This is a genomic window from Pseudomonas sp. YL2 (assembly GCF_023063025.1).
GTDB lineage: Bacteria > Pseudomonadota > Gammaproteobacteria > Pseudomonadales > Pseudomonadaceae > Aquipseudomonas > Aquipseudomonas putida_A.
In genome coordinates this window covers 75,732-101,414 of record NZ_JAJSLU010000018.1, presented here as the reverse complement: position 1 = coordinate 101,414, position 25,683 = coordinate 75,732, and the positions used below count along the sequence as shown (strand labels likewise).

At 58.9% G+C, this 25,683-nt stretch carries 25 protein-coding genes and 2 pseudogenes; 13 read left to right on the top strand and 14 right to left on the bottom strand.

The features are described 5' to 3' along the window. Positions 1-16 precede the first annotated feature (16 nt). Positions 17-682: a ribonuclease T2 gene (locus tag LVD08_RS22505; RefSeq protein ID WP_007969574.1), complete on the bottom strand. Its 666-nt coding sequence runs from the start codon at positions 680-682 to the stop codon at positions 17-19. Positions 683-847: 165 nt separating this feature from the next. Here LVD08_RS22505 and LVD08_RS22500 point away from each other — a divergent pair, with 165 nt between their 5' ends. From LVD08_RS22500 to LVD08_RS22475, 6 genes are all read left to right on the top strand, one after another. After that, positions 848-1,318, top strand: coding sequence for a hypothetical protein (locus LVD08_RS22500; protein WP_027611509.1), 471 nt, complete (start codon positions 848-850; stop codon positions 1,316-1,318). 102 nt (positions 1,319-1,420) lie between these two features. Next, positions 1,421-3,127, top strand: a complete 1,707-nt coding sequence (locus LVD08_RS22495) for a copper resistance system multicopper oxidase (RefSeq protein WP_247269297.1) — start codon at positions 1,421-1,423, stop codon at positions 3,125-3,127. An 11-nt stretch (positions 3,128-3,138) separates the two neighbouring features. After that, positions 3,139-4,005: a copper resistance protein B gene (locus tag LVD08_RS22490; RefSeq protein ID WP_247269296.1), complete on the top strand. Its 867-nt coding sequence runs from the start codon at positions 3,139-3,141 to the stop codon at positions 4,003-4,005. A gap of 32 nt (positions 4,006-4,037) precedes the next feature. Beyond that, positions 4,038-4,412 (top strand): copper homeostasis periplasmic binding protein CopC, encoded by a 375-nt coding sequence (gene copC, locus LVD08_RS22485; RefSeq protein ID WP_027611506.1) that lies wholly within the window; start codon positions 4,038-4,040, stop codon positions 4,410-4,412. A 3-nt stretch (positions 4,413-4,415) separates the two neighbouring features. Next, the gene (gene copD / locus LVD08_RS22480) at positions 4,416-5,285 is read left to right on the top strand and encodes a copper homeostasis membrane protein CopD (protein WP_247269295.1); all 870 of its coding nucleotides are present in this window, start codon (positions 4,416-4,418) and stop codon (positions 5,283-5,285) included. 58 nt (positions 5,286-5,343) lie between these two features. Next, positions 5,344-6,129: a transporter substrate-binding domain-containing protein gene (locus LVD08_RS22475; RefSeq protein WP_096796945.1), complete on the top strand. Its 786-nt coding sequence runs from the start codon at positions 5,344-5,346 to the stop codon at positions 6,127-6,129. 131 nt (positions 6,130-6,260) lie between these two features. On the opposite strand, the gene LVD08_RS22470 is transcribed toward LVD08_RS22475, so the two are convergent. The 5 genes and pseudogenes from LVD08_RS22470 to LVD08_RS22455 all read right to left on the bottom strand — a co-directional run bounded on the left by LVD08_RS22470 (position 6,261) and on the right by LVD08_RS22455 (position 10,240). Further along, positions 6,261-6,476, bottom strand: coding sequence for a hypothetical protein (locus LVD08_RS22470; protein WP_150369173.1), 216 nt, complete (start codon positions 6,474-6,476; stop codon positions 6,261-6,263). A gap of 102 nt (positions 6,477-6,578) precedes the next feature. Next, positions 6,579-7,358: a S6 modification regulatory phosphodiesterase RimA gene (rimA, locus tag LVD08_RS22465; protein WP_446739757.1), complete on the bottom strand. Its 780-nt coding sequence runs from the start codon at positions 7,356-7,358 to the stop codon at positions 6,579-6,581. Between the two features lie 136 nt (positions 7,359-7,494). Further along, entirely contained in the window at positions 7,495-8,274 is a 780-nt protein-coding gene (locus LVD08_RS28315; protein ID WP_371917805.1) for a methyl-accepting chemotaxis protein, read from the bottom strand. Between the two features lie 78 nt (positions 8,275-8,352). Beyond that, positions 8,353-9,429: pseudogene (locus LVD08_RS28310) on the bottom strand (methyl-accepting chemotaxis protein); the annotation flags it as partial. Positions 9,430-9,877: 448 nt separating this feature from the next. Beyond that, on the bottom strand, positions 9,878-10,240 hold the full coding sequence (locus LVD08_RS22455) for a DUF6124 family protein (RefSeq protein ID WP_047293169.1): 363 nt from the start codon (positions 10,238-10,240) through the stop codon (positions 9,878-9,880). Between the two features lie 448 nt (positions 10,241-10,688). On the opposite strand from LVD08_RS22455, the pseudogene LVD08_RS28305 reads away from it, so the two are divergent. Then, positions 10,689-10,772: pseudogene (locus LVD08_RS28305) on the top strand (PAAR domain-containing protein); the annotation flags it as partial. 60 nt (positions 10,773-10,832) lie between these two features. Here the strand turns inward: LVD08_RS28305 and LVD08_RS22450 are convergent. Next, the gene (locus LVD08_RS22450) at positions 10,833-11,363 is read right to left on the bottom strand and encodes a hypothetical protein (protein WP_247269316.1); all 531 of its coding nucleotides are present in this window, start codon (positions 11,361-11,363) and stop codon (positions 10,833-10,835) included. Between the two features lie 115 nt (positions 11,364-11,478). Here LVD08_RS22450 and dusA point away from each other — a divergent pair, with 115 nt between their 5' ends. Continuing rightward, entirely contained in the window at positions 11,479-12,474 is a 996-nt protein-coding gene (gene dusA / locus LVD08_RS22445) for a tRNA dihydrouridine(20/20a) synthase DusA (RefSeq protein WP_247269293.1), read from the top strand. Positions 12,475-12,526: 52 nt separating this feature from the next. Here dusA and LVD08_RS22440 read toward each other — a convergent pair whose 3' ends face one another. Continuing rightward, positions 12,527-13,360: an undecaprenyl-diphosphate phosphatase gene (locus LVD08_RS22440; protein ID WP_210559163.1), complete on the bottom strand. Its 834-nt coding sequence runs from the start codon at positions 13,358-13,360 to the stop codon at positions 12,527-12,529. A 507-nt stretch (positions 13,361-13,867) separates the two neighbouring features. Here LVD08_RS22440 and LVD08_RS22435 point away from each other — a divergent pair. The 3 genes from LVD08_RS22435 to LVD08_RS22425 all read left to right on the top strand — a co-directional run bounded on the left by LVD08_RS22435 (position 13,868) and on the right by LVD08_RS22425 (position 17,313). Next, on the top strand, positions 13,868-14,608 hold the full coding sequence (locus LVD08_RS22435; protein ID WP_134786931.1) for a winged helix-turn-helix domain-containing protein: 741 nt from the start codon (positions 13,868-13,870) through the stop codon (positions 14,606-14,608). Between the two features lie 278 nt (positions 14,609-14,886). Beyond that, on the top strand, positions 14,887-15,531 hold the full coding sequence (locus tag LVD08_RS22430; RefSeq protein ID WP_027611488.1) for a winged helix-turn-helix domain-containing protein: 645 nt from the start codon (positions 14,887-14,889) through the stop codon (positions 15,529-15,531). Between the two features lie 387 nt (positions 15,532-15,918). Continuing rightward, a complete protein-coding gene (locus tag LVD08_RS22425; RefSeq protein ID WP_247269292.1) occupies positions 15,919-17,313 on the top strand; it encodes an undecaprenyl-phosphate glucose phosphotransferase in 1,395 nt (464 codons plus the stop codon). Between the two features lie 424 nt (positions 17,314-17,737). Here LVD08_RS22425 and LVD08_RS22420 read toward each other — a convergent pair whose 3' ends face one another. The 6 genes from LVD08_RS22420 to galE form a co-directional block, all read right to left on the bottom strand. Further along, positions 17,738-19,816: a YjbH domain-containing protein gene (locus LVD08_RS22420; RefSeq protein WP_247269291.1), complete on the bottom strand. Its 2,079-nt coding sequence runs from the start codon at positions 19,814-19,816 to the stop codon at positions 17,738-17,740. Further along, on the bottom strand, positions 19,813-20,574 hold the full coding sequence (locus tag LVD08_RS22415; protein ID WP_247269290.1) for a capsule biosynthesis GfcC family protein: 762 nt from the start codon (positions 20,572-20,574) through the stop codon (positions 19,813-19,815). The genes LVD08_RS22420 and LVD08_RS22415 overlap by 4 nt, the downstream gene beginning before the upstream one ends. After that, the gene (locus LVD08_RS22410) at positions 20,571-21,236 is read right to left on the bottom strand and encodes a YjbF family lipoprotein (RefSeq protein WP_247269289.1); all 666 of its coding nucleotides are present in this window, start codon (positions 21,234-21,236) and stop codon (positions 20,571-20,573) included. Before LVD08_RS22410 ends, LVD08_RS22415 begins: the two co-directional genes overlap by 4 nt. A gap of 8 nt (positions 21,237-21,244) precedes the next feature. Then, positions 21,245-22,306 carry a polysaccharide biosynthesis/export family protein gene (locus LVD08_RS22405; RefSeq protein ID WP_247269288.1) on the bottom strand — a complete coding sequence of 354 codons (1,062 nt, stop codon included), beginning with the start codon at positions 22,304-22,306 and terminating at the stop codon, positions 21,245-21,247. 144 nt (positions 22,307-22,450) lie between these two features. Further along, positions 22,451-22,687: a hypothetical protein gene (locus tag LVD08_RS22400; RefSeq protein WP_003226528.1), complete on the bottom strand. Its 237-nt coding sequence runs from the start codon at positions 22,685-22,687 to the stop codon at positions 22,451-22,453. A gap of 231 nt (positions 22,688-22,918) precedes the next feature. Next, entirely contained in the window at positions 22,919-23,935 is a 1,017-nt protein-coding gene (gene galE / locus LVD08_RS22395) for a UDP-glucose 4-epimerase GalE (protein WP_103368819.1), read from the bottom strand. Positions 23,936-24,324: 389 nt separating this feature from the next. Here galE and galU point away from each other — a divergent pair, with 389 nt between their 5' ends. Together galU and LVD08_RS22385 are read left to right on the top strand one after the other, a co-directional pair. Further along, a complete protein-coding gene (galU, locus tag LVD08_RS22390) occupies positions 24,325-25,158 on the top strand; it encodes a UTP--glucose-1-phosphate uridylyltransferase GalU (RefSeq protein ID WP_027611481.1) in 834 nt (277 codons plus the stop codon). Positions 25,159-25,196: 38 nt separating this feature from the next. Further along, positions 25,197-25,601, top strand: coding sequence for a mannose-1-phosphate guanylyltransferase (locus LVD08_RS22385; RefSeq protein WP_247269287.1), 405 nt, complete (start codon positions 25,197-25,199; stop codon positions 25,599-25,601). Positions 25,602-25,683 lie beyond the last annotated feature (82 nt).

Below are 25,683 nucleotides of genomic sequence, written 5' to 3'. Positions count from 1 at the left end.
CGTGCAACCACTCACATCAACGCGACGGCGGCACCCGAATATCTCCCGCCCGGCACTGCGTCTTCACGCCCTTGCCACACGCGCCGAACTGCAGATCCTTGCCCATGCACACCCGCACTTCCGAAAGCTCCGGGCCGCTGCAGATCACCGCGATGCCATCCGCCGGGATCCCCGGGTTGGCCTTGCGGAACAGGTCGGCGATTTCCTGGGCTTCGAAGTAATACGAGGAGCTGAACGGTTGCAGCTCCTGCGGGATTTTCACCGCGCCAACCGCTTTGTCCGCTTCGTCCAGATAACCCATCGCGCCGAGACCGCTGCAGGTGCCGTGCTTGGACCATTCGTGATCGAGCAGTTTCTTGGTCGGGAACAGCGTCAGGCCCTTGGTGGTTTCCGCCGCCGACAGCGTGGTCAGCGGTGGGCAGGATTCCGGCCAGCCGCCGTTGGCGTATTGCGGCCACAAGCCGTGCAGCACGAAGCCGTAGCCCTTGCCGGAGCATTGCACGTCATCTTTGTGGGTGAGGCAGAACGTTGGCGACCAGGACAACGTCAGCAGGTAGTAATCGAACTGCCCCGCTACCGCTTCCGTTTGCACCTTGCTGGCGTTCGACTGACGCGCCGAACTCAGGCCGATGCTACCGGCCGTCAGCGCGATCAGCGCCAGAATTGTAAACAGCTTTTTCATGTACCCGCTCCTTGGGACGCCTGCGTCCGTGGTTTTCGATGCTGACCAGACTTGGCCAGCGCTGATTTCGCCATGCTTGTGTTGCAAGCGCATGACGCAAGGCAAGGCCGTACGCTGTTGAACGGTCTACGATTAACAGGCAGACATCAAACCAAGGGATCCGAAATGAGTAAAGCAGACGAACTGGCCGCCAAACTCAAGCAAACCCGGCACACCCATGCGGATGCCGCGCTGGAGATCGATTGCTGGCCGGCGCAGGTCTACGATCTGTACCACCGCATCGAGGCCTGGCTGCAGCCAGTCACTGAAGTGGGCCTGAAAATCCGTCGCAACCCGACCCACGTTTGCGAAAGCTCACCCGATGGCGAAAGCCACGATTACGCGATCGACCAACTGGTGATTGAAGCCAACCAGCAAACCCTGACCTTTGATCCCATCGCCCGGTTTACCGAAGACGGCGCCGGCCGCGTGCAGATCACCCTGCCGGATCGCAACACCTATCTGCTGCGCACCGTCGATGAACATCATGAAAGCCATTGGTGGTTGCAAACGGTGGAAACCGGTCAGGAACTGGATGCGATTGCGCTGACCGAGAACAACCTGTTGCAGGTGGTGCAGGAAGGGCTCGGCCTGTAACGCGAGTGGCCAAACTGTCAAAACTGTAATCCCCCTCTCAGCCAACTGAAAGCCAGCGCTGGGTAGCCTCCCCGTCATGAATCAAACGGGGACTTCCAGCGCATGCCTTCCAACACCTCAAGACGCACCTTCGTCAAAGGCCTGGCCGCCAGCGGCCTGCTCGGCGGCCTCGGTCTGTGGCGCGCGCCGGTCTGGGCGCTGACCCCGCCTGGGCAGATCAACGAACTGAGCGGCAGCGAATTCGAGCTGTTCATCGGCGAAACCCCAGTCAACTTCACTGGCCGCCCGCGCACGGCAATGACCATCAACGGCAGCCTGCCCGGCCCGTTGTTGCGCTGGCGCGAGGGTGACACGGTGACGCTGCGGGTGCGCAACCGGCTCAAGGACAGCACTTCGATTCATTGGCACGGCATCCTGCTGCCAGCCAACATGGACGGCGTGCCGGGTCTGAGTTTTCACGGCATCGAACCCGGCGGCGTATACGTCTACCAGTTCAAGGTGCGGCAGCACGGCACTTACTGGTATCACAGCCATTCCGGCTTGCAGGAGCAGGCCGGGGTTTACGGGCCGCTGGTGATCGACGCGAAAGAGCCGGAGCCGTTCCACTACGACCGCGACTACGTGGTGATGCTCAGCGACTGGACCGACGAAGACCCGGCCAGCCTGATGCAGACCCTGAAAAAGCAGTCCGACTACTACAACGACCACAAGCGCACCGTTGGCGATTTCATCGACGACGTCAGCGACAAAGGCTGGGGGGCCACCGTCGCCGACCGCACGATGTGGGCGCAAATGAAGATGAACCCCACCGACATCGCCGACGTCAGTGGCGCCACCTACACCTTCCTGATCAACGGCCACACGCCCGACAGCAACTGGACCGGACTGTTTCACCCCGGTGAAAAACTGCGCCTGCGGCTGATCAACGGCTCGGCCATGACTTACTTCGACGTGCGCATTCCGGGGCTGAAAATGACCGTGGTCGCGGCAGACGGTTTGCACGTCAAACCGGTCAGCGTCGACGAGCTGCGCATCGCCGTAGCGGAAACCTACGACGTGATCGTCGAGCCTGACAGCGAGGCCTGCACCCTGTTTGCCCAGGCCATGGATCGCAGTGGTTACGCCCGCGCCACCCTCGCCACCCGCGCCGGTCTGGCAGCACCGGTGCCTGCGCTGGACCCGCGCCCGCTGGTGACCATGGATGACATGGGCATGGCCGGGATGGATCACGGCTCGATGGACATGAGCGCCATGGCGGGCATGGATCACTCGGCCATGGGCCCGATGCAATCGCACCCCGCCAGCGAACAGGACAATCCGCTAGTGGACATGCAAGCCATGAGCACCGCGCCGAAACTCGACGACCCTGGCCTCGGCCTACGCAACAACGGCCGCCGCGTGCTGACCTACGCCGACCTGCGCAGCACCTTCGACGACCCGGACGGCCGCGATCCCGGGCGCACGATCGAGCTGCACCTGACCGGGCACATGGAGAAGTTCGCCTGGTCGTTCAACGGCATCAAGTTCTCCGACGCCGAGCCGCTGCGCCTCAAGTACGGCGAGCGCATCCGTCTGGTGCTGGTCAACGACACCATGATGACCCACCCCATCCACCTGCACGGCATGTGGAGCGATCTGGAAGACGAGAACGGCAACTTTCAGGTGCGCAAACACACCATCGACATGCCCCCCGGTACCCGTCGCAGCTATCGGGTGACGGCCGATGCATTGGGCCGCTGGGCCTATCACTGCCATCTGCTTTATCACATGGAAACCGGCATGTTCCGCGAAGTGCGGGTGGAAGAATGAAGGGGCCGATCATGACTCGAATCGCAGCGTTCTCCTTGTTAATCATCGGCAGCTCCGTCATGGCCGCCGACGACATGCAAGGCATGGATCACAGTCAGATGCCCGGCATGGATCACTCGATGCAGAGCATGGACGACGGCATGATGCAGCCCGCCGCGCCGACAGAAAGTCGCACGCCGATCCCGGTGCTGACCGACGCCGACCGCGCCGCCGTGTTTGTCAGCCCCGCCGGCCATCAGGTGCACGACAGCGCGATCAACAGCTACTTCCTCGCCGACAAACTCGAATGGCAAAACGCCGATGACGGCAGCGCTTTGGCCTGGGATTTGTCCGGCTGGATCGGCGGCGACATTGATCGCCTGTGGCTGCGCTCCGAAGGCGAACGCAACAACGGCAAAACCGAGGACGCCGAGCTCCAGGCATTGTGGGGCCACGCGATTTCGCCGTGGTGGGACGTGGTCAGCGGCGTGCGTCAGGACTTCAAACCCGGCGCGCCGCAAACCTGGGCCGCGTTCGGCGTGCAGGGCATGGCGCTGTACAACTTCGAAGCCGAGGCCACGGCGTTTCTCGGTGAGGGCGGACAAAGCGCGCTGCGGCTGGAGGGCGATTACGACATTCTGCTGACCAATCGGCTGATCCTGCAGCCCACCGCCGAGCTCAACGTCTACGGCAAAAACGACCCGCAACGAGGCCTCGGCTCCGGCCTGTCGAACACTGAAGCCGGCCTGCGCCTGCGCTACGAAATCCGCCGCGAATTTGCGCCGTACCTCGGCGTGACGTGGCACCGCACCTACGGCAACACCGCCGATTACGTCCGCGAAGAAGGCGAAAGTCGCAGCGAAGCACGGCTCGTGCTTGGTGTGCGGCTGTGGTTCTGAATTCCCACTGAAAAACACCCCAGAGGTCTTGCATGCGCACGTTGAATATCACCCTTGTACTCGCCAGCGGATTGCTCTTGAGCAGCCTCGCTCAGGCTCACCCGAAACTGCTGTCATCAACCCCGGCCGAAGGTGCCGACGGCGCGGCTCCCGACAAGATCGAACTGCACTTTTCCGAGAGCCTGCTGACTCAGTTCTCCGGCGCCAAACTGGTGATGACCGAGATGCCCGGCATGGCCCATTCGCCGATGCCGATGAAGGCCAGAGTCAGCGCCGGCAGCGACCCGAAATCGATGCTTGTCACCCCGCTCACGCCGTTGCCCGCCGGCACCTACAAAGTCGAGTGGCGCGCGGTGTCGTCCGACACGCACCCGATCACCGGCAACGTCACGTTCAAAGTGCAGTGAGCGATGGCTGAACTGATCAACATCATTCTGCGCCTGGCGTTGTATGTGGATTTGCTGCTGTTGTTCGGGGTGGCGCTGTTTGCGCTGTACAGCGTGAACGCGCCGCTGTGGTTCAGGCCGCTGTTGCGTGGATTGGCGTTGCTCGGTGCCCTGCTGTCAGTGGCTGGATTGCTGCTGATGACGAGCGCCATGAGTGGCGAAACCGAACTCGCCGCACTCTGGCCGCACCTGCAGATGATGCTGCTGGAAACGGACGTCGGGCTGGCGTGGGCGCTGCGCATGATTGCGTTGATCGTGGTGCTGGTTCAGCCGGGGAAGTGGCTCGCATCGATGGCCGGCGCGGTCGCCCTCAGCTCCCTCGCCTGGAGTGGGCACGGGGCAATGGACCAGGGCTCGCTGCGTTTCTGGCATTTCCTCAGCGACATCCTGCATCTGCTGGCGGCGGGGGCATGGTTGGGCGGCATGCTGGCGCTGGTGCTGCTGGCGCGGGGTGGTGTGGATGAAGCACGGATTAGCCTGCTGGCTGCGGCGGTGAAACGCTTCGAATGGATCGGCGCGGCGATTGTGCTGACGCTGTCGGCGAGCGGCGTGGTGAATTACTTGTTCATCGTCGGCCCGAGGCTGGATGAGGTGCTGCTCGGCACCTATGGGATGTTGCTGGCGATCAAGGTTTTGCTGTTTGCCGCGATGCTGGTTCTGGCGGCGCTGAACCGCTTTCACCTTGGGCCTGCGCTGGAGCGATCGCTACGCGATGGACAGCACGTCATCGCGGCGCATGCACTCAGGCGCAGCGTGCTGCTGGAACTGGGCATGGCCCTGCTGATCGTAGCGTTGGTGGCGTGGCTTGGCACGTTGAGTCCGGACGCGGGATGACACCCGCGAAGGCCTTTCACTACACTGGCTCACCGTCCTCTGCAGAAGCCCGATGTCCATGACCATTCTAAAAAGCACGATGATCCTTTGCGGCGCGCTGACCCTGGCCGCTGGCGTTCAGGCCCAGGAAAGCCCTTCGCACCTCGACAGCATCCAGCAACAAGGCCAACTGCGCGTCTGCACCACCGGCGACTACAAGCCCTACACCTTCAAGCGCACCGACGGCGACTTCGAGGGCATCGACATCGCCATGGCGCGCTCGCTGGCCGACAGCCTCGGAGTGAAAGTCGAGTGGGTGCAAACCACCTGGAAAACCCTGATGCCGGACATGCAGGCCGGCAAGTGCGACATCGGCATGGGCGGGATTTCGGTGACGCTGGACCGGCAGAAAAAAGCCTACTTCAGCGACACCCTCGACAGCGACGGCAAGATCCCGCTGGTGCGCTGTGCCGAGCAGGCCAAGTACCAGACCATCGAGCAGATCAACCAGCCCAACGTGCGTCTGGTCGAACCCGCCGGCGGCACCAACGAAGCCTTCGTCCACGCCTTCCTGCCCAAGGCCCAACTGGCGCTGCACGACAACGTGACGATCTTCCAGCAACTGCTCGACAACAAGGCAGACGTAATGATCACCGACGCCTCGGAAGCGCTGTATCAGCAGAAACTCAAACCGGGGTTGTGCGCGGTGAATCCGCACCAGTACATGCAGTATGGGGAGAAAGCCTATCTGCTGCCGCGCGATGACATCAGCTGGAAACTGTACGTTGATCAATGGCTGCATCTGAGCAAAGTCACTGGCAGTTATCAGAAGGTTATTGGTGAGTGGCTGGCCCTGCCGCAGTAATCTTCCAGGCACAAACATTTGTGGCGAGGGAGCTTGCTCCCGCTGGACTGCGCAGCAGGCCTTCTTTTCTGGGGCCGCTGCGCGCCCCAGCGGGAGCAAGCTCCCTCGCCACAGGTTCAGCCTCGATTTGTTCAATCATCATGCAACATCCCGGAGCTGTACTGATTCAAGCTGCTGCCAATGCTGTTACCACCGAATTTGAGGGTCGTTGCATTTGTGCGCCCCTCCGGCGATTGGCAATCCGAGGAGAAACAACTGGTGGTGGTCAAACCTCCGGCGCCCGAACAGGCACTCAATACCGAGACAGCTGCGGCGATCAACAGCACTTTGACGACATTGGTGCGCATGGTACAGCTCCCCTTGGGATGATCTTGTGCAAGCATCCTAGGCCTAAGCCGCACTCGGGAAGATGAAATTTTGCCGATCGACAGCACGGGTTCAGGTTGGCATCAAACCGCCCGCCACGCCTCCATCGGAATCTGCGCCATCGCCTCAAACGCCGGTTTGGCGAACCAGAAACCCTGCATCAGATAAATCCCGCAATCGGCGAGAAAGTCCCGTTCCTCCGGGTGCTCGATGCCCTCGGCAATCACCTCGATCCCCAGTTCAGTACACATGCCCACCACGCCCCGCACAATCGCCTGACGCACACGGTCGCGGTGGATATCGCGGATCAGCCCCATGTCCAGTTTGATCAGATCCGGCTGAAAGTCCGCCAGCAGATTCAGCCCGGAATACCCCGCACCGAAGTCATCAATGGCCGTCTTGAAACCAAACTCGCGATACTCGCGCAGGATGTTCATCAAGTGCTTATTGCTTTCAACGTGCTCGCCCTCGACCGCTTCGAAGATCAGTCGATCAAGCGGAAACGCGTGTGCGCGGGCCGCCTCCAGCGTGCTGCGAATGCACAGGTCCGGACGATAAACGGCGTTCGGCAGGAAGTTGATCGAAAGAAACCCGGTGAGCCCCAACTGCGCTGCCGTGGAGATCGCCCGCACGCGGCATAGTTGATCGAAGCGATAGCGGTTCTGGTCATCGACTTGCTGCAGAACCGACAGTGCGCCTTCGCCCTGCACGCCCCGGACCAGTGCCTCGTGGGCGAAGGTCGATTGATCACGCACATCGACAATCGGCTGGAACGCGAAGGAGAACGCCATATCGGCCTCGCCTTTTTGCCGGCATCCTTGGCACCCCCCGCTGGGCTGGGGGAAAATTGGTGTATTGGTCATGACGCCCCCTGAGAGCGGGTTGCAACCATCCATGGCCCAGAAAAAAATCACTGCACGGACCGGGTGGCGCCGCTTGGCGGCCCCCGCTTATACAGGCTGACCGGTCAATTCCGGCCAAGTTCATTGCGAAATGCCATCAGGTGCGGAAATGCGCCGTCATGCGTTGCAGGTCCTGGCCCAGCGATGCCAGCTCAATGGTCGCGGCAGCACTTTCTTCGCTGGCGACGGCCGACTGATCGGCCACATCGCGCACACTGACGATGCTGCGATTGATCTCATCGGCCACCGCACTTTGCTGCTCGGCGGCGGCGGAAATCTGCAGGCTCATTTGCTGGATCGTGCCGATCGAATGGTTGATCTCGGTAATCGCCTGCTCGGCTTTCTGCGCCAGCACCACGGTGTCCAGCGTGCGCTCGCGGCTGGATGTCATCAGCGTAGATGCCGCTTGCGTGCCCTGCTGCAGAGTGACAATCAGCGCTTCGATTTCCTTGGTCGAATCCTGGGTGCGCTGCGCCAGCGAGCGCACTTCATCGGCAACCACGGCAAAACCACGCCCCTGCTCCCCCGCCCGCGCCGCTTCAATCGCCGCGTTCAGCGCCAGCAAATTGGTCTGCTCAGCGACTGCCTTGATCACATCGATGACCTTGCCAATCTGCTCACTGTCCTGGGACAGCACGTTCATCGCGGCGCCCAACTCTTCGATCGCCACCGACAGTTCGCTGATCTGCACAGTCGCCTGCTTGACCACCGCACTGCCGTGACGCGCCTGCTGATCGGCCAGTGTCGCGGCGGCGGATGCGTCGGTGGTGTTGCGCGCCACCTCCTGCACCGTCGAGGCCATTTCGTGCATCGCCGTGGCGACCTGATCCACCTCGACTTTCTGCTGACGCACACCGGCGCTGGTCTGTTCGCTCATCGCCGAGAGTTTCTCCGCCGACGTCGAAATATGTGTCACGCCGTTACCGATCCCCTGCACCAACGTGTTCAGACTTTGCGCCATGTCCTGCATCGCGTTTTGCAGATCGCCCAACTCATCCTTGCGGCTGGATTTGGCTTGCACCGTCAGATCGCCCTTGGCAATCCGTCGCGCCAGCTCCACCGTCAGCGCCAGCGGCCCGGTGATCTGCCGCGAGATCAGCACCGCAGCCAACAGACCGACCACCAGTGCCAGCACCGTCAGCACGGCAATCTGGATAAACGCACGCTGTTGATCGTCCCGCGCCAGACGCTGCTGGGTGTCCATCAGGCCGGTCATGATGCTGTCCATCGCCTGGCTCTGTTGATCCACCTGCTGACGCAGGCTCTGCTTCTGCTCGAACAGCGCGGCGACCTCGACCAGCACCTCGCGATAACGGCGCATGCCGGCCTGCGCCTCTTCAAGCTGACTCGACAAGGCCGCCGGCAAACCGCTGCGCGCCTTGCTCATGTCGGCCAGGAAGGCATCGGTGGTGTCCAGCAGCACTTTTTTGTTGGCCTCGCTCGGCACGGCGATATAACGCCGCAACATCAGCCGAAACATCGTCATGCCATTGCGCAGATCCGCCACGGTGCGCAAGTCCGCCACCCGCGCGCTGTCGGCAGACGCCAACGCGCTGGCCGTGGTGCTCTCGAACATGCTGTTGAAGGTCTCGGCGTACTTGTCCGACATCGCCCCCAACGGTTTCAGCGCATCGCTGGTCGCCTTGTCCGCCTCGACCAAACGCTTGACCTGCTGATCGTAAGCCAGCGTGGTGTCCTGCAAACGCTTCAAGGCCTGCTGGTTTTCCGCCCGCGTCAGGGTCTGCAACGCCTTGGCGATCAGCCCCTGCAACACCGTCAGCTGCGACTGATAGGCCTCGGCATAAGCGACATCCGCCGCCGCTTCGTACTGCTTCTCCGACAGCCGCATGTCCTGCGTCGCATCGTTGAGCGTACCGATCAAACGCGTGGTACCCAGGCGATCAACCAGCACATTGCTGCTGTTATAGCCAATGAAGGCCACCGCCCCCACCGCCAGCAAAAGAACGCCAAACCCGGCCCCCAACTTTCGGGAAACCTTGATGTTGCCCAGGAAATTCGATGCTTCTGCCATGTTCAGCCTCTAACGCCCTGACGCGATTCAGCGTCAGGCACAAAAAATAGATCTCTGATAACCGGAGTTACCGCTCATATTCGGGGTCGTCGTCCTGGGCGAAATACGGGCAGCTTCCACTGACCCGGCTGCAACAACCTGACGCGAAAAGCCGTACCGACGGCCCACGCACCAGCGGACAAATCCAGGACTGACGCTGGATTTATCGTTTCAGCAAAGGTGTTGGAACGGATGCTATAAATTTTGGGAAAAGTTGTACAACTTTATATTTTTGTATAATCGTTGAACTTTTTTGAGCGCGTGATGACGCATTGCCATCATTTTTTGTGGCACATCGCTATTGCTGCGAAAACTGGCTGAAACACGCCAATTTGGCCGGTTGTTTTGCGCAATCGACAGAACGCCCTCCGCGATCACAAGCTCGCCGCTCGCCACGGAGGGCAGCGATCTACGCCTTGAGCTCGACGTTATCCAACGCCTGATTCACCGCCAACTCCCCCAACATCACCACCTGCGCAATGCCGAGCAGCGTCTTGCGGTGCGAAACATCCAGCAACGCGGCGAAATCGTTGAGCATGGTGGTGGCGGAACCCAATGATTCACTGGCGTTGGCGAGCAGGGATTCGGTGTCGTAGGCCGGGTTGGCGAGGAACATCGGTCTGGATTGATCACCACTGGCCATGATCTGGCTGGCCGGGGTGAGGTAGTGATCGAGGGCGCGCTCGGCGGCTTCGTGGAGTTTGCGGGAATCGAGGGATTCGTAGGGGGATGCGGGGTTGGTTTCGGGTGGGTTGGGTGTTGGTTTGAACATGGTGCAACTCCTGACGGATAAACGAAAAGGAGCCATCACTCTCGCTACCAAACGAAGGGTGGAGGCCATACGCAGGTTGGTAGACCGGTCGTCAGGAACCCCGGCGCATCCGAAGACGCCCCGCGCATGACCACCATAAAACGAAGACGAGAAACGCCCTCGCAAGACAGTAGTCTTGTGCTTCTGACGGAGACGGGCTACCAAACCCGATCACTGGTTTTCAGTGACGTAGGGACGATAGAACCCGCGAGCTAGACGCACAAGCCGGCGGATTCTGTCTTAGGTGTAGGGGGAGGCGCAAGGTGGTGTAGGGCCGGATCCGTGCTGACCACAACACTTTAAACAGGCTGAATCTCAACTGTTTAAATTGAAGGCGCTGTACCAAGACACGGGCCCAGCCGAGTCTGATAAAGTCGGCACCGGTTCATTCGTTGACAGGGAGTCAAACATGGCAAAGCCAGCCGCACGCATCAGCGATCCCACCAGTTGCCCAATGCCTGGGCACGGCCCCAAAGCCATCGCCTCCGGTTCTTCCGTAGAAACGGCAAGGACAATCAGAACTTCTAGACAGGAACGCTCACAAAAGCGGACCTCACTTAGAGAATATATAAATCATCGTGCCACCACCGTCACGAACGAAAGCTTGGCACTCAATTGCAACTCCTCTCTGCTCAACCATAGCGATCTCTCCGCTATCAATAAGCGCCCGCGCCCTACACTGCTTCGAATATTTCATAATATCGGCGGCTGGTCGTGTCGAAACCAAACTACCTGCCCTTCCTACTAGATCATAGAACTGCTGATCCGGGGTCGGACCGTCCCATGAGATCGCAACATTCGGTAGGCCGGTTGCGCAGCTAAGAGACAAAGTCATGTATCGCCCATCACGAAAGTGCGTTGTCTGTTTGCCTTCAGTTTGCCTATCCAGTGTTAAGTGACGATCCGTATAAAGTTTCGAAAGGATTGACTCGCAATTATCAGCAAGCGCGCTGTTAGAAAGCGTCAAAAGAGCAATGATGGTACCAACGCTGATCCGAAATTTACCGCTCATGAGCGTCCTTTTGTGATCGTTTTCGATCAGTTCTTCAATTAAAAGGGGGGTAGATTTATTACTGCCAAGCATTCCCCAATGCTTGGCTAATTTTTGAGCATAGACCTCCGCCAGCTACCAAACCCGTCCACCCCCCATTCCTGATAAACTCCCCCACCTCCCAGCCCCACCCAATCCTGAACCGCCAATGTCCCCAATCTCCGCCACACCCGCCCCACTCTCCCGCCGCTTCTCCGTCGCCCCGATGATGGACTGGACTGATAGGCATTGCAGATACTTCCTACGCCTCCTGTCGAAGAACGCCCTGCTCTACACCGAAATGGTCACCACCGGTGCGTTGCTCAACGGCGATCACGAACGTTTCCTCCGTCACAATGAAGCCGAGCATCCGCTGGCATTGCAGTTGGGTGGCAGCGTTCCTCTGGATCTGGCCGCTTGCGCGCGCATGGCGCAGGCGCATGGTTACGACGAGGTGAATCTGAATGTGGGCTGCCCGAGTGATCGGGTGCAGAACAATATGATCGGTGCGTGCCTGATGGGGCATCCGCAGTTGGTGGCGGATTGTGTGAAGGCGATGCGCGATGCGGTGTCGATTCCGGTGACGGTGAAGCATCGGATCGGGATCAATGGGCGGGACAGTTACGCCGAGTTGTGTGATTTCGTCGGCACGGTGCGGGATGCCGGCTGCACCAGTTTTACCGTGCATGCGCGGATTGCGATTCTTGAGGGGTTGTCGCCGAAGGAGAATCGCGACATTCCGCCGTTGCGGTATGACGTGGCGGCGCAGTTGAAGGCGGATTTTCCGGAGTTGGAGATTGTGCTGAACGGCGGGATCAAGACGATGGAGGCCTGCCATGAGCACTTGCAGAGCTTTGACGGTGTGATGCTCGGGCGTGAGGCTTATCACAATCCGTATTTGCTGGCGGAGGTCGATCAGCAGCTGTTCGGCAGCAGCGCGCCGGTGATCAGCCGGGCCGAGGCGCTGGCGCAGTTGCGGCCATATATTGCCGAGCATCTGCAAGCGGGCGGTGCGATGCATCACATTACCCGGCACGTGCTGGGGCTGGGCACCGGGTTCCCGGGGGCGCGTAAATTCCGTCAGTTGTTGTCGGTGGATATTCACAAGGCCAAGGATCCGCTGGCGTTGCTGGATCAGGCTGGCGAGTTGCTGCAAGGGCGTTGATGCCCTCCTTCCGTAAAACGCGCCAGGCGGGTTGATCCGCCTGGCGTGCGCATCACCCCGCCGCCGCTTCCGTCCAGTTCACCCAGCCAAACCCCCACGTCGCCAGAATCAACAAGCCAAACGCGATCCGATACCAGGCGAATGCGGCGTAGCTGTGGTTGGCGATGAATTTGAGCAGGCCGCGCACGGCGATCATGGCGAAGATGAAGGCGATGACGAAACCGAGGGCGAACACTGGCAGGTCGCTGGCCTGGAACAGGTCGCGGTATTTGTAGCCGGAGTACACCGCGGCGCCGACCATGGTCGGCATGGCGAGGAAAAACGAGAACTCTGTGGCGGCTTTCCGGGACAAGCCGAACAATAAACCGCCGATGATGGTCGAGCCCGAGCGCGACGTGCCGGGAATCATTGCCAGACATTGCACGAAACCGATCTTCAACGCGTCTGACCAGCGCATGTCGTCGACATGATCGACGCTCACCACATGGTTGCGCTGTTCGGCCCACAACATGACGATGCCGCCCACCACCAAGGCCATGGCTACGGTGATCGGGTTAAACAGGTATTGATGGATTTTGTCAGCGAACAGCACGCCGAGGACCACCGCCGGCAGGAAGGCGATCAGCAGGTTGAGGGTGAAACGTTGTGCATTGCGTTGGGTGGGCAGGCCTTTGACGATGTCGAAGATCTTCGGGCGAAACTCCCAGACCACGGCCAGAATCGCGCCCAGCTGAATAATGATGTTGAACGCCATCGCGCGTTCGCCGCCGAAGTCCAGCAAGTCGGCTACGATGATCTGGTGGCCGGTACTGGAGATCGGCAAGAACTCGGTCAGGCCTTCTACCGCGCCCAATATCAACACCTGGATAAAGGTCCAGAAATCCATTAATCCTCCGTCAGAGCGCTCTTGATGAGCGACCGGTCAACTGCATTCAGGAATTGAGTATCTGAAGTTAAACAATCGGTATAACGCGACACCCATTGCCCGATCAGGCGACGGAGAATATGTCTTATCAAAAGACACACTCAAGCCATGTTAATAAACGTCCGCCTACGAACTACACGAAAAATATTTAGGGCTATAGTAGAAAAAAGTTCGACTGGCCAATAAAGTGTGATCCAGCTCACATTGTCTCAGGATCGTCGACAGTGGCAATTGGACATGAATAAAGCCATCGCCATAGATTCAAAATAGTGGCACAATTCCACATCGCCATCATGTAACGACTAGTTCACAACCCCGAGAAAATCAACTAAAAGCTTGAAATGCTTAATTATTGTTAGAAAACTCGGGAGCCACGTCTAAAAATCGCGTGAATGTTACCAATTGTCAGTCACAGATGAGAACCGGTGCTTTAACATCCCGATGTCAGCACCTAATTCGAGTCAAAGCATGATGCTCTCAGGGAACTTGGCGACTAGAAGTCCGCGCCCGACAAACGACGTACCCGGTGTTCTCACACTGGGCCGTACCCGTGGCGTGGCCGAACATTTTAGTGCGCTGATCGCAAAGCACGTACGCACTGATATGGCACTTGAAGCCAGTTCGTACACTAGTTCCTATAACAATGAACTTTCTGGTTCGTATCGAGCCATCTTCATCGTTATCGACACTCCGCAAGCGCTGGAAGACAATCTTGCGCTGATCGAGAACCTGCGTTCCGACAACTTGAAACCGATCATTTGCGCGGTCATAACCGGTCGCGGCGCTTTCAACAAGATCAAGTACTTCCTGGCCGGTGCCGACTTCTGTATCAAACTCAATACCCTTTCCGACGAGGGCGACGAGTTGCTCGGTGAGTTCTTCAACAGCGAAGAATGGCAGCGGGATATCAACCTCACTCTCGACCCGACGCGCATCTGCCTGCTCGGCGGCGCCAGCCAGAAACTCGACATCTCGTTTGCCGAGATGAAGATCCTGGAAGCCTTTGCGCAGACCAGCAACCACATTCTCAGCCATGATGAAATTGCCAGCATCATGGGGCTCAATACCAATTTCTACGACCCGAGAGCGCTGGAAAAATCCATCAGCCGCTTGCGTGGAAAAATCAAGGACATGTATGGTACCAATGCGATTCAGAGCATCCGCGGCTACGGCTATCGCCTGATGCGGGGTCTGATATCGACTGCCTAACTCTCGGGCAGCCATTCTCTTTGCATAATCACGAAGGATCGTCATATGCAACCATACAGCTCAAGTTGTACTTCAAATCTACTAATAATCAAGCCATTGAATGAGCACGGCTACACCGAACCATAACAATAAACTTAACAACATAGCAGCAGAACGAGTGGAATTTATCGAGGCCATTTTGGGCCCAGACCCTGCCTGTCGGTTACTTCCAAGGAAGTCATTGCTCGCCTGCCGATTTACCTTTTCGCCCATTTTGGTGCACATTTTAGGAGAGAGACATGGAAACTAGTACAACCCTCCCAAGAAAATATTTTGTCGTCGTGACCAACAGTACAACGTCGCAGCGTGAACTTGAGAGCATTCTGTCCAGCGAGCGCTTCAATTCGTTTGGCACGTCTCAGGCACAAATGTTTATTGAAGGTGCTACTTCGCCCTCTTCCGCTCCCATGCTGATGGAGTTCACTTACCCAAGGGGCACCCGGAAAAACGTTGCCCGCACGATTGAACACGACACCCAGCGCATATTGGCCACCCTCGAATCGGAATGGCTGTCCGCACAATCTGCTAAGCCGTTTCAAAGTGCAGAGAGCGACAACCGCACTGCTGCCATCGAAGACGCCGCCACCTGCAACGAGACCTGGCATCTGGACAACGATCAAGGCGCCCTGGTCAAGGAAGGCGTCGAGATCAGCCTTACCGGACTGGAAACCGCGCTGGTGCGCAAAATGCTCCATCACGAAGAACGTGTAGTCAGTCGAGATGACCTGATCCTCAGCATCGGTCGCGAGCCGGAGCAATATCGCGGCCTGGAGATGTGCCTGAGTCGCCTGCAGGACAAGTTCAAAAACGCGAGTAATGGTGAGCGATTGTTCCGTGCCGTAAGAAACCGCGGTTATTGCCTCATCCAGGAAATCGTTGCGTAAATACCGCCGATATCCGCGAACAAAACAAACAGAAAACAGTGCGATTACAAAAACAACAAGAGCACTCTGTTTGGCCTCCCCCCTGGTAATAATAGCTCCCTGCCTCCACCCCTCCTACAGTAACAAACACAACATAATTTATTCACCCCCCGCTCTGCGACCTTTTCTAACACCCTTGTATTTGATTATTAAAAAGTTGGCACTGTGCCATCTTGTTAGAACTCGTCAGACACCCTCTCCGGCAATAACTTAGTCTATTGATTGACGACAGTTCGGCCTATCGACGTTGTTACCTCAGGACACTCGTCCAATAACAACAACAAGCCTATCTAGCAACTCGGACTTCAACTGTCGAAACCTGAATGGACGTATTTCTGGGGATATCTCATGGAACTTTCTCTACGGATCAATCGAAATAACGGCCTCAAGGGACTTACCTTCTGGGGCCAATGGGCATTGGCGCAGGCTTTCATTGTTGCGTTGTTATTCATACTGGCTGAACGGCACACAGGCACCGTCGAGTTCTATTACCGCATGTGCGCAACACTGGCGGTATTGGCCTCGGTGCCGGCATATACGTTCAGCGGCGTGTACCGCAAGCAGGACAATTACCTGACCGGGCTTGGACGCTTGTTCATGGGCTGGTCGATGACCATGGTGGCGCTGGCCGGCATCGCGTTCGTGTGCAAAGCCGACGAAGTGTTCTCCCGCGAGGTGACGCTGAGCTGGGCGGTCTACGGCTTCCTCGGTCAGGCGTTGATGTACGCGCCACTGCATGCCTTTTCCAAGTACTACCAGCGTTCCCGCACCAGCGCGCAGAAGACACTGATCGTCGGCACTGGCGAGCTGGCACTGGGTCTGGCGAAGAAGATCAGTCAGGTGGAAAACCTGCCGCTGGTAGGTTTGGTCAGCAATGGCGCGACACCGAATCTGGATGCGGATGCGCCGCGTGTGGTCGGTGATCAGGAAGATTTGCTGGAGCTGATCAAGGATCATGACATCCGCCGGTTGTACATCACCCTGCCGCTGGCCGAGGCCGCAAAAATCGAAGCGATGTACGTCGATTTGCTCGGCGCCAACGTCGATGTGGTCTGGGTGCCGGACTTGAACAGTCTGACCCTGCTCAACCACTCGGTGAAGGTCGTGGATGGTCTGCCGGCGATCTGCCTCAACGAAAGTCCGCTGACCAGCCGCCCTACCGCTGCGCTGAGCAAGAGTCTGGTGGAAAAAGGCGTGGCGCTGCTGGCGATTATCCTGCTGAGCCCGGTGCTGCTGTTCATTGCTTTGGCGGTGAAGATCAACTCGCCGGGGCCGGTGTTCTTCAAGCAGGATCGCCACGGCTGGAACGGCAAGGTGATTCAGGTGTGGAAATTCCGCTCCATGCGCGTGCACGATGATCGCGAAGTAGTTCAGGCCAGCCGTAATGACTCGCGCATTACTGCGGTCGGGCGCTTCATTCGCCGCACCTCGCTGGATGAGCTGCCGCAGTTGTTCAACGTGCTGCAGGGGCAGATGGCCCTGGTCGGTCCACGTCCGCACGCTGTAGCGCACAACCACTACTACTCGGGGAAAATCCTCGCGTACATGGCCCGTCATCGAATCAAACCGGGTATTACCGGGCTGGCACAGATCAGCGGCTGCCGTGGCGAGACCGACACCATCGACAAGATGCAGCGGCGAGTGGAGATGGACCTGCATTACATCAACAACTGGTCGTTGTGGCTGGATCTGAAGATCCTGGTGAAGACGCCGTTTACGTTGTTGTCGAAAGATATTTATTGATGGACTGGTGACAAACCAGGCGATACCGCAAGGGGACGAAAGTCCCCTTTTTTGTGGGCGGGATTTGGGTAGTGGGTCAGGCTGTTGCGAGGGTGGCAGTGCCGACGCCTTCGCGAGCAAGCCCGCTCCCACAGGGGATCTCGGTATGGATCGGGATATGTGCCTCACCACAAAACACTGTGGGAGCGTGGCTTGCCCGCGAAGGCGGTGGGTTAGGCAGCACAGATGTTGAATGTGCCGACGCCTTCGCGAGCAAGCCCGCTCCCACAAGGGATCTCGGTATGGATCGGGGTATGTGCCTCACCACAAAACACTGTGGGAGCGTGGCTTGCCCGCGAAAGCGGTGGATCTGGCAGCACAGATGTTGAATGTGCCGACGCCTTCGCGGGCAAGCCCGCTCCCACAGGTCGAGAAGGCCCGGGGTTTACTCGGTAATCTTCGAGAAGTTGCGGTAGAACATGTCACCCTCGCGGCTATCGGTCATCGAGTGCAGCTGGAAGCTGCGATTGAGCCTGGCGCCGCCGTCACGGGTCAGGGGGGCCCAGACCAGGTTGGCGCGGCGCATGGTCGACATGCTCATCATTTCGTCGAACGGGATCGACAGGTAGATGCCCTTGTCGAAACTACCCTCCCCGTACTCGGCACTGCCAGCCGTGGTGATCGTGGCCCAGGCACCGAAGCGCACCCCATTGAAGAACTCGCGGGAGATGTCCAGCGTACCGCCCCAGTCGCCGGCCAGATAACGTCCGACGCTGACTGCTGCCAGCGTGTCGTACGGCAAGTCGGTGTAACCGGTGATGTGCCCGGTCCAGACCGAGTAGTCGCGCAGGCCAAAACCCTGGTCGAACTCGCGCTGGCGCACATAGTTCAGATCCGCTCCCACCGACCAGCGCTCACCGGTCGGCCGGAACAGCACCTCACCGCCGACGCCGGCAAACATCGATTCCAGATAGCCGCCGTAGACCATGCCATACAGGTCCTTGTCCAACTGCTCGGCATGGCTGACCTGGAACAACGGCATGGTCACTTCCGAGGTGGTCAGGTACTGACGCAAGTCGGTGCGCACCCGCGGCAGGCCGCTCGGCGCATCGTAGGTGAACTTGTCGAAGTTGTTCACCAGGTTGGCACTGAGCAGACCGTTCCACCAGGTGTTGCGGTTGAAGCGGTACTCGGCGTCCGCATCGGCACTGAACTGATAGAGCAAACCATCCGGGCCGCCAACGTTCTGTTTGAAGCCCAGGCCGACGCCATAATTGAAGTGCTGCGGCGCTTCGCTGTAGAGGGTTTTCTCGTTGTGCGGCATCGCCGGGTTGATCTCGGTGGTGCGGTGCAACGCCTCCAGCGGCTCCTCGTTGTTGATCACTTCGCGGAAGGTCTGACGCGGCACACTGGTCTCTTCCAGCGGCAGGTCGTAACGCTTGTTGACCACGGTGAACCAGTTGATGTCGTCGTTCACGCTGTTATCGAGAATCCGACTCGCGCGGCCAACGGCCTTCGACGAATGGAAGTAACGCTGCTGCTCGCCGTAGACGATCAGCTCGGAATCACGCTGACTGATGCGCTCGACCTTGTACCCGGCATTCTGCTGCAGACGCTGCGACACGTCGGCCCAGTTGACCTGTTCCATCGGCGTGGTCGGCATCTTCGCCGGCAGCGGTTCCGGCGTCGGATCGTAAGTCTTGGCCGGCGCCTTGCGACTGACGAAATTGGTGTGGAAGGTGATGCCGAACATCGCCGTGTTGCCCCGCTCCCACGCCGCGCTGACGTCCACCGAATCCGCCACCTTGAACACCGCGCCGAAGTTGATCGGCGAGTCCTGCTTGATCACGTTGTCCTTCGGCTCGTGCTTGTAGTCGTTGCCTTCGTATTCGAGCTTCAGGCTGAGTCGATCCCACGGCGTCTGATAGCTCACACCACCGAAGAACGACGGCCGACCGCGAAAGTACGAGCCGGAGTTGACGTCACCGGTACCTTCGAGAGCCGGTCGAGTGTCGAAGCGATCACTGACGTAGCCCAGCGGGTTGTCGAGATCACCGCGATTACCGAGATAACCCCAGGCAATACCGACGCTGAAATCGAAATTATCGAAGCGCTTGTTGGCGACGAAAAACTCACTGGAGAACAAGCCCGTACCACCGATGTCTCGGAAGCCCAGCGCGACTTCCGGCGCCCAGTGGCTTTCCTGCCACAGCCGGACTTTGGCGTCGACCGCCTTGTCCTTGTAGCTCTGGCTGCCACTCAGCGCCTCGGAGCCGTACGGCCGGTTGGTGATCGCGGTGTAACGGAACGAACCTTCGAGCCAGTCCAGCGGCTGCAAGGACACGCTGTAGCGGCTGTAAGGCTCGGTGCGGTTGGCGTTGACGCTCAGCTCTCCGGCTGGGGCCATGCGTGCGGTCGGGGTCTGCAACAGACCGGTGCCGCCGAAATCATTTTGGGTAATACGCGGCTCGGCATGCACCAGACCGCACGGCAATAACAACACAGCTGCAAAACGTAACTTCAACGAACCACCTCAGCCAGCTGCGTGGCAATCAATTCGGCCAACTGCTGATTCAGTTCAGGAACAGGCGGATCCAGATCATCGTTTTTCACCGGCACCAGAATCTTGCTGCCGGCCACGGGGAACTGCCCGCTCTCGCGATTCCAGTGCGCGATACCCACGCGCCGCACCGCACCATTGGGCTGGATCAGCCACAGGTAATCGGCCTCGGCATCGTCCAGCGGCGTACAGCTTTCCAGGTACTCACGCGCCTCCAGCAGCGGCTGATAAGGCAGGTGGCAGGTCTCGGCGACCGCGCCCAGCACTTGCACCTCGTCGACCCGTTTCGGGTAGATCAGCCGATCGCCGTCGTCCAAACGAATGTTGCGCGCGAAACCGACTTCCACCGCGACCGGATCGAGGTCCGCCACCTGGCGGCCGGTGACCGGCATCTGCCGCACCTGCTCGGCCAGGCGCAGCGCCAGCGCCGCGCGACTGGGTCGGTCAAACAAAGACGCCATGCGCTGCAACACATCGAGATCAAACAACACCCCGGCCTTGAGCCGCGCCTGCTGTTCCAGCAACGACTGGCGCAGCAACACGCCGGCCAGCCAGTAACCTTCGGCATTCGGTACGGCCACGCTGATCACGTCGAGCAAGCGCCCGCCCGGCGGCAACTCCACCGGCCCCGGATTGGCCACATCGCCGCTGACCGTGACCGCTGCCTGACTGACGCCGCTGAGCAACAGCAAACCCGCCGATACCATCCATAAGCGCTTCATGGCAGATGCCTGCGATCAGGGGTCAGTTGCACGATGCGCACGCGCAGTTGCGTGGTCAGTTGCTGCTCGCTCTGCAGGATGAATCCGTCCAGCGGATCGACCCAGTAATGGTTGGTCGCGCGCAGCCCGATCGCCGGGACGTCGATACGTTCGTCGACACGCAGCACGGTGTATTCCTTGTCGAGAATTTGCAGGGTTTGCGTGGATCGGCGAGAGAACCGGCTGTTAACGATCAAGCCGACTTCCTGGCCCTTGTACAGGTCGATCCAGCGCTGACTGGTGAACCCGTCGGCGACTTGATGCAGGCCGCGTTTGAACGGCGCGTCGTCGGCCAGCCGCGTGCCGTCCAGGTCGCCCTCGACGCCGAGGCCGATGGTGCGCACGGCAAGGCCATCGCGCAGCAGCAACACCTGTTTGCCGGAAGCGACCCAGAACTGCAGGTCTTCACGCTCGCGCACCAGCGCCAGCACCCCGGAGCCGGACGGCGTGGTCAGTTTGACTTGCGGATACTTGACCTCGGCCACCTGCGCCGCACTCACGTCCAGCTCGTCCGGCCCGATCACCGCCGACTTGAGGTTGCGCACCGAAGCGGTCATCAGCGGGTTACAGCCACACAACATCAAGGCCGCCATCAGGCAGACGCCAACTTTCAAGGTTTTCACGGTCGGCCTTATTTGCTGTTGTTACTGAATTCGCTCCAGTTCTTCGCAGCGGAAGCCCCGGTCCCGACAATCGATGCCGACGGCACCAGTTGGCTGATGAAGCGGTTCCAGCGCGTGACGTTGGCCGGGCCGACGTACACCACATCCTGCGGACGCACTTCAAAGTGCGAAGCGAGTGCCATGGCGGTCGGCGACTGGGCTTCCAGTTGATAGATCTTCGCCGGCTCGACATCGAGGTTTTCCACCCCGCGAATCACGTACACCGCGTTGCCGTTGGAGGTGGTCTGACTCAGACCGCCGACCGAACCGAGCACGTCCGACAGGTTCATCGTCGAGGTCTTGAAGCTCAGCGCGCGGGGCTGATTGACTTCGCCCATGACGTAGATGCGCTTGTTGTCGTTGTACGGCAGATACAGCTGATCGCCGCCCTTGAGGAAGACGTGCTGCAACTCGGAATCCTGCTGGTTCAGCGAGTCGAGATTGAGCGGATACACCCGGCCATTGCGGGTCAGCAGCAGGCCCGAAAGGTCGGCGTTATTGGTGTCGATGCCGGCAGTGCCGAGGGCCTCGACCACGCTCAACGGATTGGTGGAAATCGGCTGCGGACCAGCCTTGGCCACGGCACCGGAAACCACCACTTTCTGACTGGCGAAACGCAGCACCGCGACATCCACCTGCGGCTCGGCGATGAACGCCGACAGGCGCGTTTCGATGTCCGAGCGCAGCTGTTGAATAGTCTTGCCGGCCGCCTGCACTTCCTTGATGAACGGGTAGTACAGCGTGCCATCGGAGCGCACCAGTCGACCGTTGGCGTCGATCTGCTGTTGTGCCCCCGATGGCGCGGTCAGCTCCGGGTGGTCCCAGACCGTGATGTACAGCACATCGTTGCTGCCGATGCGGTATTCGGCAGGCGTGGCCAACAGCTCCGCCGGCACCGTCTCACGCTTCTGCGTGGCACGGGTCATCGAGATCAGCTTGGGCGTGATCGGAATCAGCTCGACTCGACTGCTTTCACTGGCGCCCTGGCGCGTGATGTCGCCGGTGCTCAGGTACTGGCCGGGGGAAAACATGCAACCTTGCAAAGCGATACTTGCCAACAGCAAAAGAGAAAAACTACGAGTCATAATGGCACTACGCTATTCAAGGGCGAATCTAAAAATAAAGTCACCCGACTTGCGTCGGGCGACCCTGTACTGCACTAACAAATGTTCCTGTTAGTTGTGCGTGCCGGTGGTGCCGGTAGTACCGGTGGTGCCAGTGGTACCGCCGTTGGCACTTCCGCCGCTGTTGGACGCCGCGACTGCACTGGCAACCATTGCAGTACTGGCAGCAGGCGCTGTAGAAGCCGCAACACTGCCAGATACATTGGTCACCGCAGTTAGCGGTGCTTCAGCAGCGGACGCCCAGTTGCTCAACATCGTCAACAGGGCAATCGCCATCACTTTTTTCATATCAACTCCTTTCTAACATTCGACCTGTTAAAAACCGGTCTTTGTTAGCGGTGGTAGCGTTCAAGTCCGCGAAAAGCGCGAACAAGATCCGTCGTTCTTTCACAGTCTTACCCAACTGATAAAAGTCGAACGGCAGGTTTATATCTACGGACTTGCAAAAGGCATTTCCAGCGTATTTTCCCGACGATATCTAACAGCTGACCGAAACTAACATTCAGTATTAGAACGACATCATTCGAGATAACCGCGTGGATGATTCGATTGCCAGCGCCAGGTGTCGGTGACCATGTCCTGCAAACTGCGCGTGGCTTTCCAGCCGAGTTCTTTTTGCGCTTTCGAGGCGTCGGCCCAGCTCTCGGCAATGTCCCCGCTGCGCCGTGGCATCACCCGGTACGGCACCGGACGTCCACTGGCTTGTTCGAAGGCATGCAGCACTTGCATCACGCTGTAGCCGTCGCCGGTGCCAAGGTTCCAGGTATGAATGCCCGGACGGTCGGCAATCGATTGCAAGGCTTTGAGATGGCCATCGGCGAGGTCGACGACGTGGATGTAATCGCGAACCCCGGTGCCATCGATCGTCGGGTAATCGTCGCCGAAAATCGACAGTTCCTGCAGGCTGCCGACCGCGACCTGGCTGATGTAAGGCAGCAGGTTGTTGGGAATGCCGCTGGGGTCTTCGCCCATATGCCCGCTGTGATGCGCGCCGATCGGGTTGAAGTAACGCAGCAAGGCGATGCTCCAGCGCGGCTCGGCCTGACTCAGGTCGCGCAGCACGTTCTCGACGATCAGCTTGGATTGACCGTAAGGATTGGTCGGAATGCCGGTGGGGAAATCCTCGCGGATCGGCATCTGCTCAGGCTCGCCGTACACCGTGGCCGACGAGCTGAACACCAGCCGGAACACCCCGGCTGCGGCCATCGCTTGACACAGCGTGATACTGCCGCCGACGTTGTTCTCGTAATAATCCAGCGGCTTGCGCACGCTCTCGCCGACGGCTTTGAGCCCGGCAAAATGCAGCACCGCGTCGATCGCATGCTCGCGGAAAATCCGGTCGAGCAACGCCCGGTCGCAGACATCGCCGCGAATCATCAACGCGCTTTTGCCGCAGATACCTTCTATCGCGTGCAATGCCGCATCGCTGCTGTTGCAAAGATTATCCAGTACAACAACTTCATAACCTGCTTCAAGCAGCGCAAGTGTGGTGTGCGAGCCGATATAGCCGGCACCACCCGTTACCAGAATCTTCATAGCGCGGTCCGTCATTGGATAAGTGACAAGTAGCCTGTCAAGTCCCTTTCATTGAATCTGTGGCGCACCACACAAATAAGGACGACAACAGCCTTAAACAAAATTAGTTCAACCACTGGCAATAAATATTTTTGCAGGTCAAACTGTATTGCCCGGTACTTATTAGCACCCCAAGTACACTCATCACTATCAACAGATACCGACTAAAAATAACTAATAACGCCTTAACCGACATCTCATAACATTGTCATGTTTTACCCCCTGCGCTAATTGCCATTAACAACCTGACTCAGGTATTAAAGTACTCGTTCAATAATCATTGAAACTTGTGCGCTTTGATAAGTGCGCGCACCCGTTGCCTGTGTTCCATGACTGTCCAGGATACTTTTATGATTCGTAAATGTTTGTTCCCCGCTGCCGGTTACGGCACGCGTTTCTTGCCGGCGACCAAAGCCATGCCGAAAGAGATGCTGCCGATCGTCAACAAGCCGTTGATCGAATACGCCGTTGAAGAAGCACGGGACGCCGGCCTGCAACACATGGCCATCGTCACCGGTCGGGGCAAGCGTGCGCTGGAAGACCACTTCGACATCAGCTACGAACTCGAACACCAGATCCGCGGCACCGAGAAAGAGAAGTTCCTCGCCGGCACCCGCGAGCTGATCGACACCTGCACCTTCTCCTACACCCGTCAGGTGGAAATGAAGGGCCTCGGTCACGCGATTCTCAGCGGCCGTCCGTTGATCGGCGATGAACCCTTTGCCGTGGTGCTGGCCGATGACCTGTGCCTGAACCTGGAAGGTGACGGCGTGCTGTCGCAGATGATCCAGCTGTACAAGAAATTCCGCTGCTCGATCGTCGCCATCCAGGAAGTTCCGGCCGACCAGACCCACAAGTACGGGGTGATCGCCGGCGAACTGATTTCCGAGGGCATCTACCGGGTCAATAACATGGTGGAAAAACCGGCACCGCAGGATGCGCCGTCGAACCTAGCGATCATCGGCCGCTACATCCTGACGCCGGACATCTTCGACCTGATCGCCGACACCCAACCGGGCAAGGGCGGCGAGATCCAGATCACCGACGCGCTGATGAAACAGGCGCAGAACGGTTGCGTGCTGGCTTATAAGTTCAAGGGCCTGCGCTTTGACTGCGGCGACGCCGAGGGTTACCTGCAGGCGACCAACTTCTGCTACGACAACGTCTACCTCAAGGGCCGCTGAGACGGTCCCCGCCCACTTCTCTTTTCAGGAGGCAACCCATGAACATGGCACAGCATGCAGCAGAGATTGAACGGGAGGTGGGCAACCTCGGCACGGTGAGCTGGCTGGCACACCATCAGCCGTTGGCCAGCGCCAACGAGTCATGGCTGGGCAGTATTTTGCTGGTGGAACGCATCGGCATGTTTCCCTCGTCCGGCGACATTCGCCGCACGCTGGCGGATCCCTATCCCCTGCTCGCCCATCTGAAACAACTGTATGCCGAGCAGGCGCTGGAAATGGACGACCGTGATGGCCTGAAAGTGATCTTCAGCGACTGGCGCTTCCGCGTACGCCTGTGCTGCAACGAGCCGGCGATCATCATCAATGTCGAGACGCGGTGTGCCACGCAACTGATGCCGCAGAAGACTGCGGAGCTCCTGAGCCAGATAGATAACTTCAAATAAAACACGCCCCTGTAGGAGCTGCGGCACGCTGCGATCTTTTGATTTTGTTTTCAAGAGCAAGATCAAAAGATCGCAGCGTGCC

Excerpts from the sequence above, each read along its gene's own strand:
- LVD08_RS22495 (WP_247269297.1), top strand. The coding sequence starts at position 1,421 with ATGCCTTCCAACACCTCAAGACGCACCTTCGTCAAAGGCCTGGCCGCC.
- LVD08_RS22435 (WP_134786931.1), top strand. The coding sequence starts at position 13,868 with ATGATGCTCTCAGGGAACTTGGCGACTAGAAGTCCGCGCCCGACAAAC.
- LVD08_RS22470 (WP_150369173.1), bottom strand. The coding sequence starts at position 6,476 with ATGCGCACCAATGTCGTCAAAGTGCTGTTGATCGCCGCAGCTGTCTCG.
- LVD08_RS22450 (WP_247269316.1), bottom strand. The coding sequence starts at position 11,363 with ATGCTTGGCAGTAATAAATCTACCCCCCTTTTAATTGAAGAACTGATC.
- copC (WP_027611506.1), top strand. The coding sequence starts at position 4,038 with ATGCGCACGTTGAATATCACCCTTGTACTCGCCAGCGGATTGCTCTTG.
- galU (WP_027611481.1), top strand. The coding sequence starts at position 24,325 with ATGATTCGTAAATGTTTGTTCCCCGCTGCCGGTTACGGCACGCGTTTC.
- LVD08_RS22500 (WP_027611509.1), top strand. The coding sequence starts at position 848 with ATGAGTAAAGCAGACGAACTGGCCGCCAAACTCAAGCAAACCCGGCAC.
- LVD08_RS22455 (WP_047293169.1), bottom strand. The coding sequence starts at position 10,240 with ATGTTCAAACCAACACCCAACCCACCCGAAACCAACCCCGCATCCCCC.
- LVD08_RS22405 (WP_247269288.1), bottom strand. The coding sequence starts at position 22,306 with ATGTTTTCCCCCGGCCAGTACCTGAGCACCGGCGACATCACGCGCCAG.
- dusA (WP_247269293.1), top strand. The coding sequence starts at position 11,479 with ATGTCCCCAATCTCCGCCACACCCGCCCCACTCTCCCGCCGCTTCTCC.
- LVD08_RS28315 (WP_371917805.1), bottom strand. The coding sequence starts at position 8,274 with ATGAGCGAACAGACCAGCGCCGGTGTGCGTCAGCAGAAAGTCGAGGTG.
- copD (WP_247269295.1), top strand. The coding sequence starts at position 4,416 with ATGGCTGAACTGATCAACATCATTCTGCGCCTGGCGTTGTATGTGGAT.
- LVD08_RS22490 (WP_247269296.1), top strand. The coding sequence starts at position 3,139 with ATGACTCGAATCGCAGCGTTCTCCTTGTTAATCATCGGCAGCTCCGTC.
- LVD08_RS22415 (WP_247269290.1), bottom strand. The coding sequence starts at position 20,574 with ATGAAGCGCTTATGGATGGTATCGGCGGGTTTGCTGTTGCTCAGCGGC.
- LVD08_RS22425 (WP_247269292.1), top strand. The coding sequence starts at position 15,919 with ATGGAACTTTCTCTACGGATCAATCGAAATAACGGCCTCAAGGGACTT.
- LVD08_RS22440 (WP_210559163.1), bottom strand. The coding sequence starts at position 13,360 with ATGGATTTCTGGACCTTTATCCAGGTGTTGATATTGGGCGCGGTAGAA.
- LVD08_RS22385 (WP_247269287.1), top strand. The coding sequence starts at position 25,197 with ATGAACATGGCACAGCATGCAGCAGAGATTGAACGGGAGGTGGGCAAC.
- galE (WP_103368819.1), bottom strand. The coding sequence starts at position 23,935 with ATGAAGATTCTGGTAACGGGTGGTGCCGGCTATATCGGCTCGCACACC.
- LVD08_RS22400 (WP_003226528.1), bottom strand. The coding sequence starts at position 22,687 with ATGAAAAAAGTGATGGCGATTGCCCTGTTGACGATGTTGAGCAACTGG.
- LVD08_RS22505 (WP_007969574.1), bottom strand. The coding sequence starts at position 682 with ATGAAAAAGCTGTTTACAATTCTGGCGCTGATCGCGCTGACGGCCGGT.
- rimA (WP_446739757.1), bottom strand. The coding sequence starts at position 7,358 with ATGACCAATACACCAATTTTCCCCCAGCCCAGCGGGGGGTGCCAAGGA.
- LVD08_RS22475 (WP_096796945.1), top strand. The coding sequence starts at position 5,344 with ATGACCATTCTAAAAAGCACGATGATCCTTTGCGGCGCGCTGACCCTG.
- LVD08_RS22430 (WP_027611488.1), top strand. The coding sequence starts at position 14,887 with ATGGAAACTAGTACAACCCTCCCAAGAAAATATTTTGTCGTCGTGACC.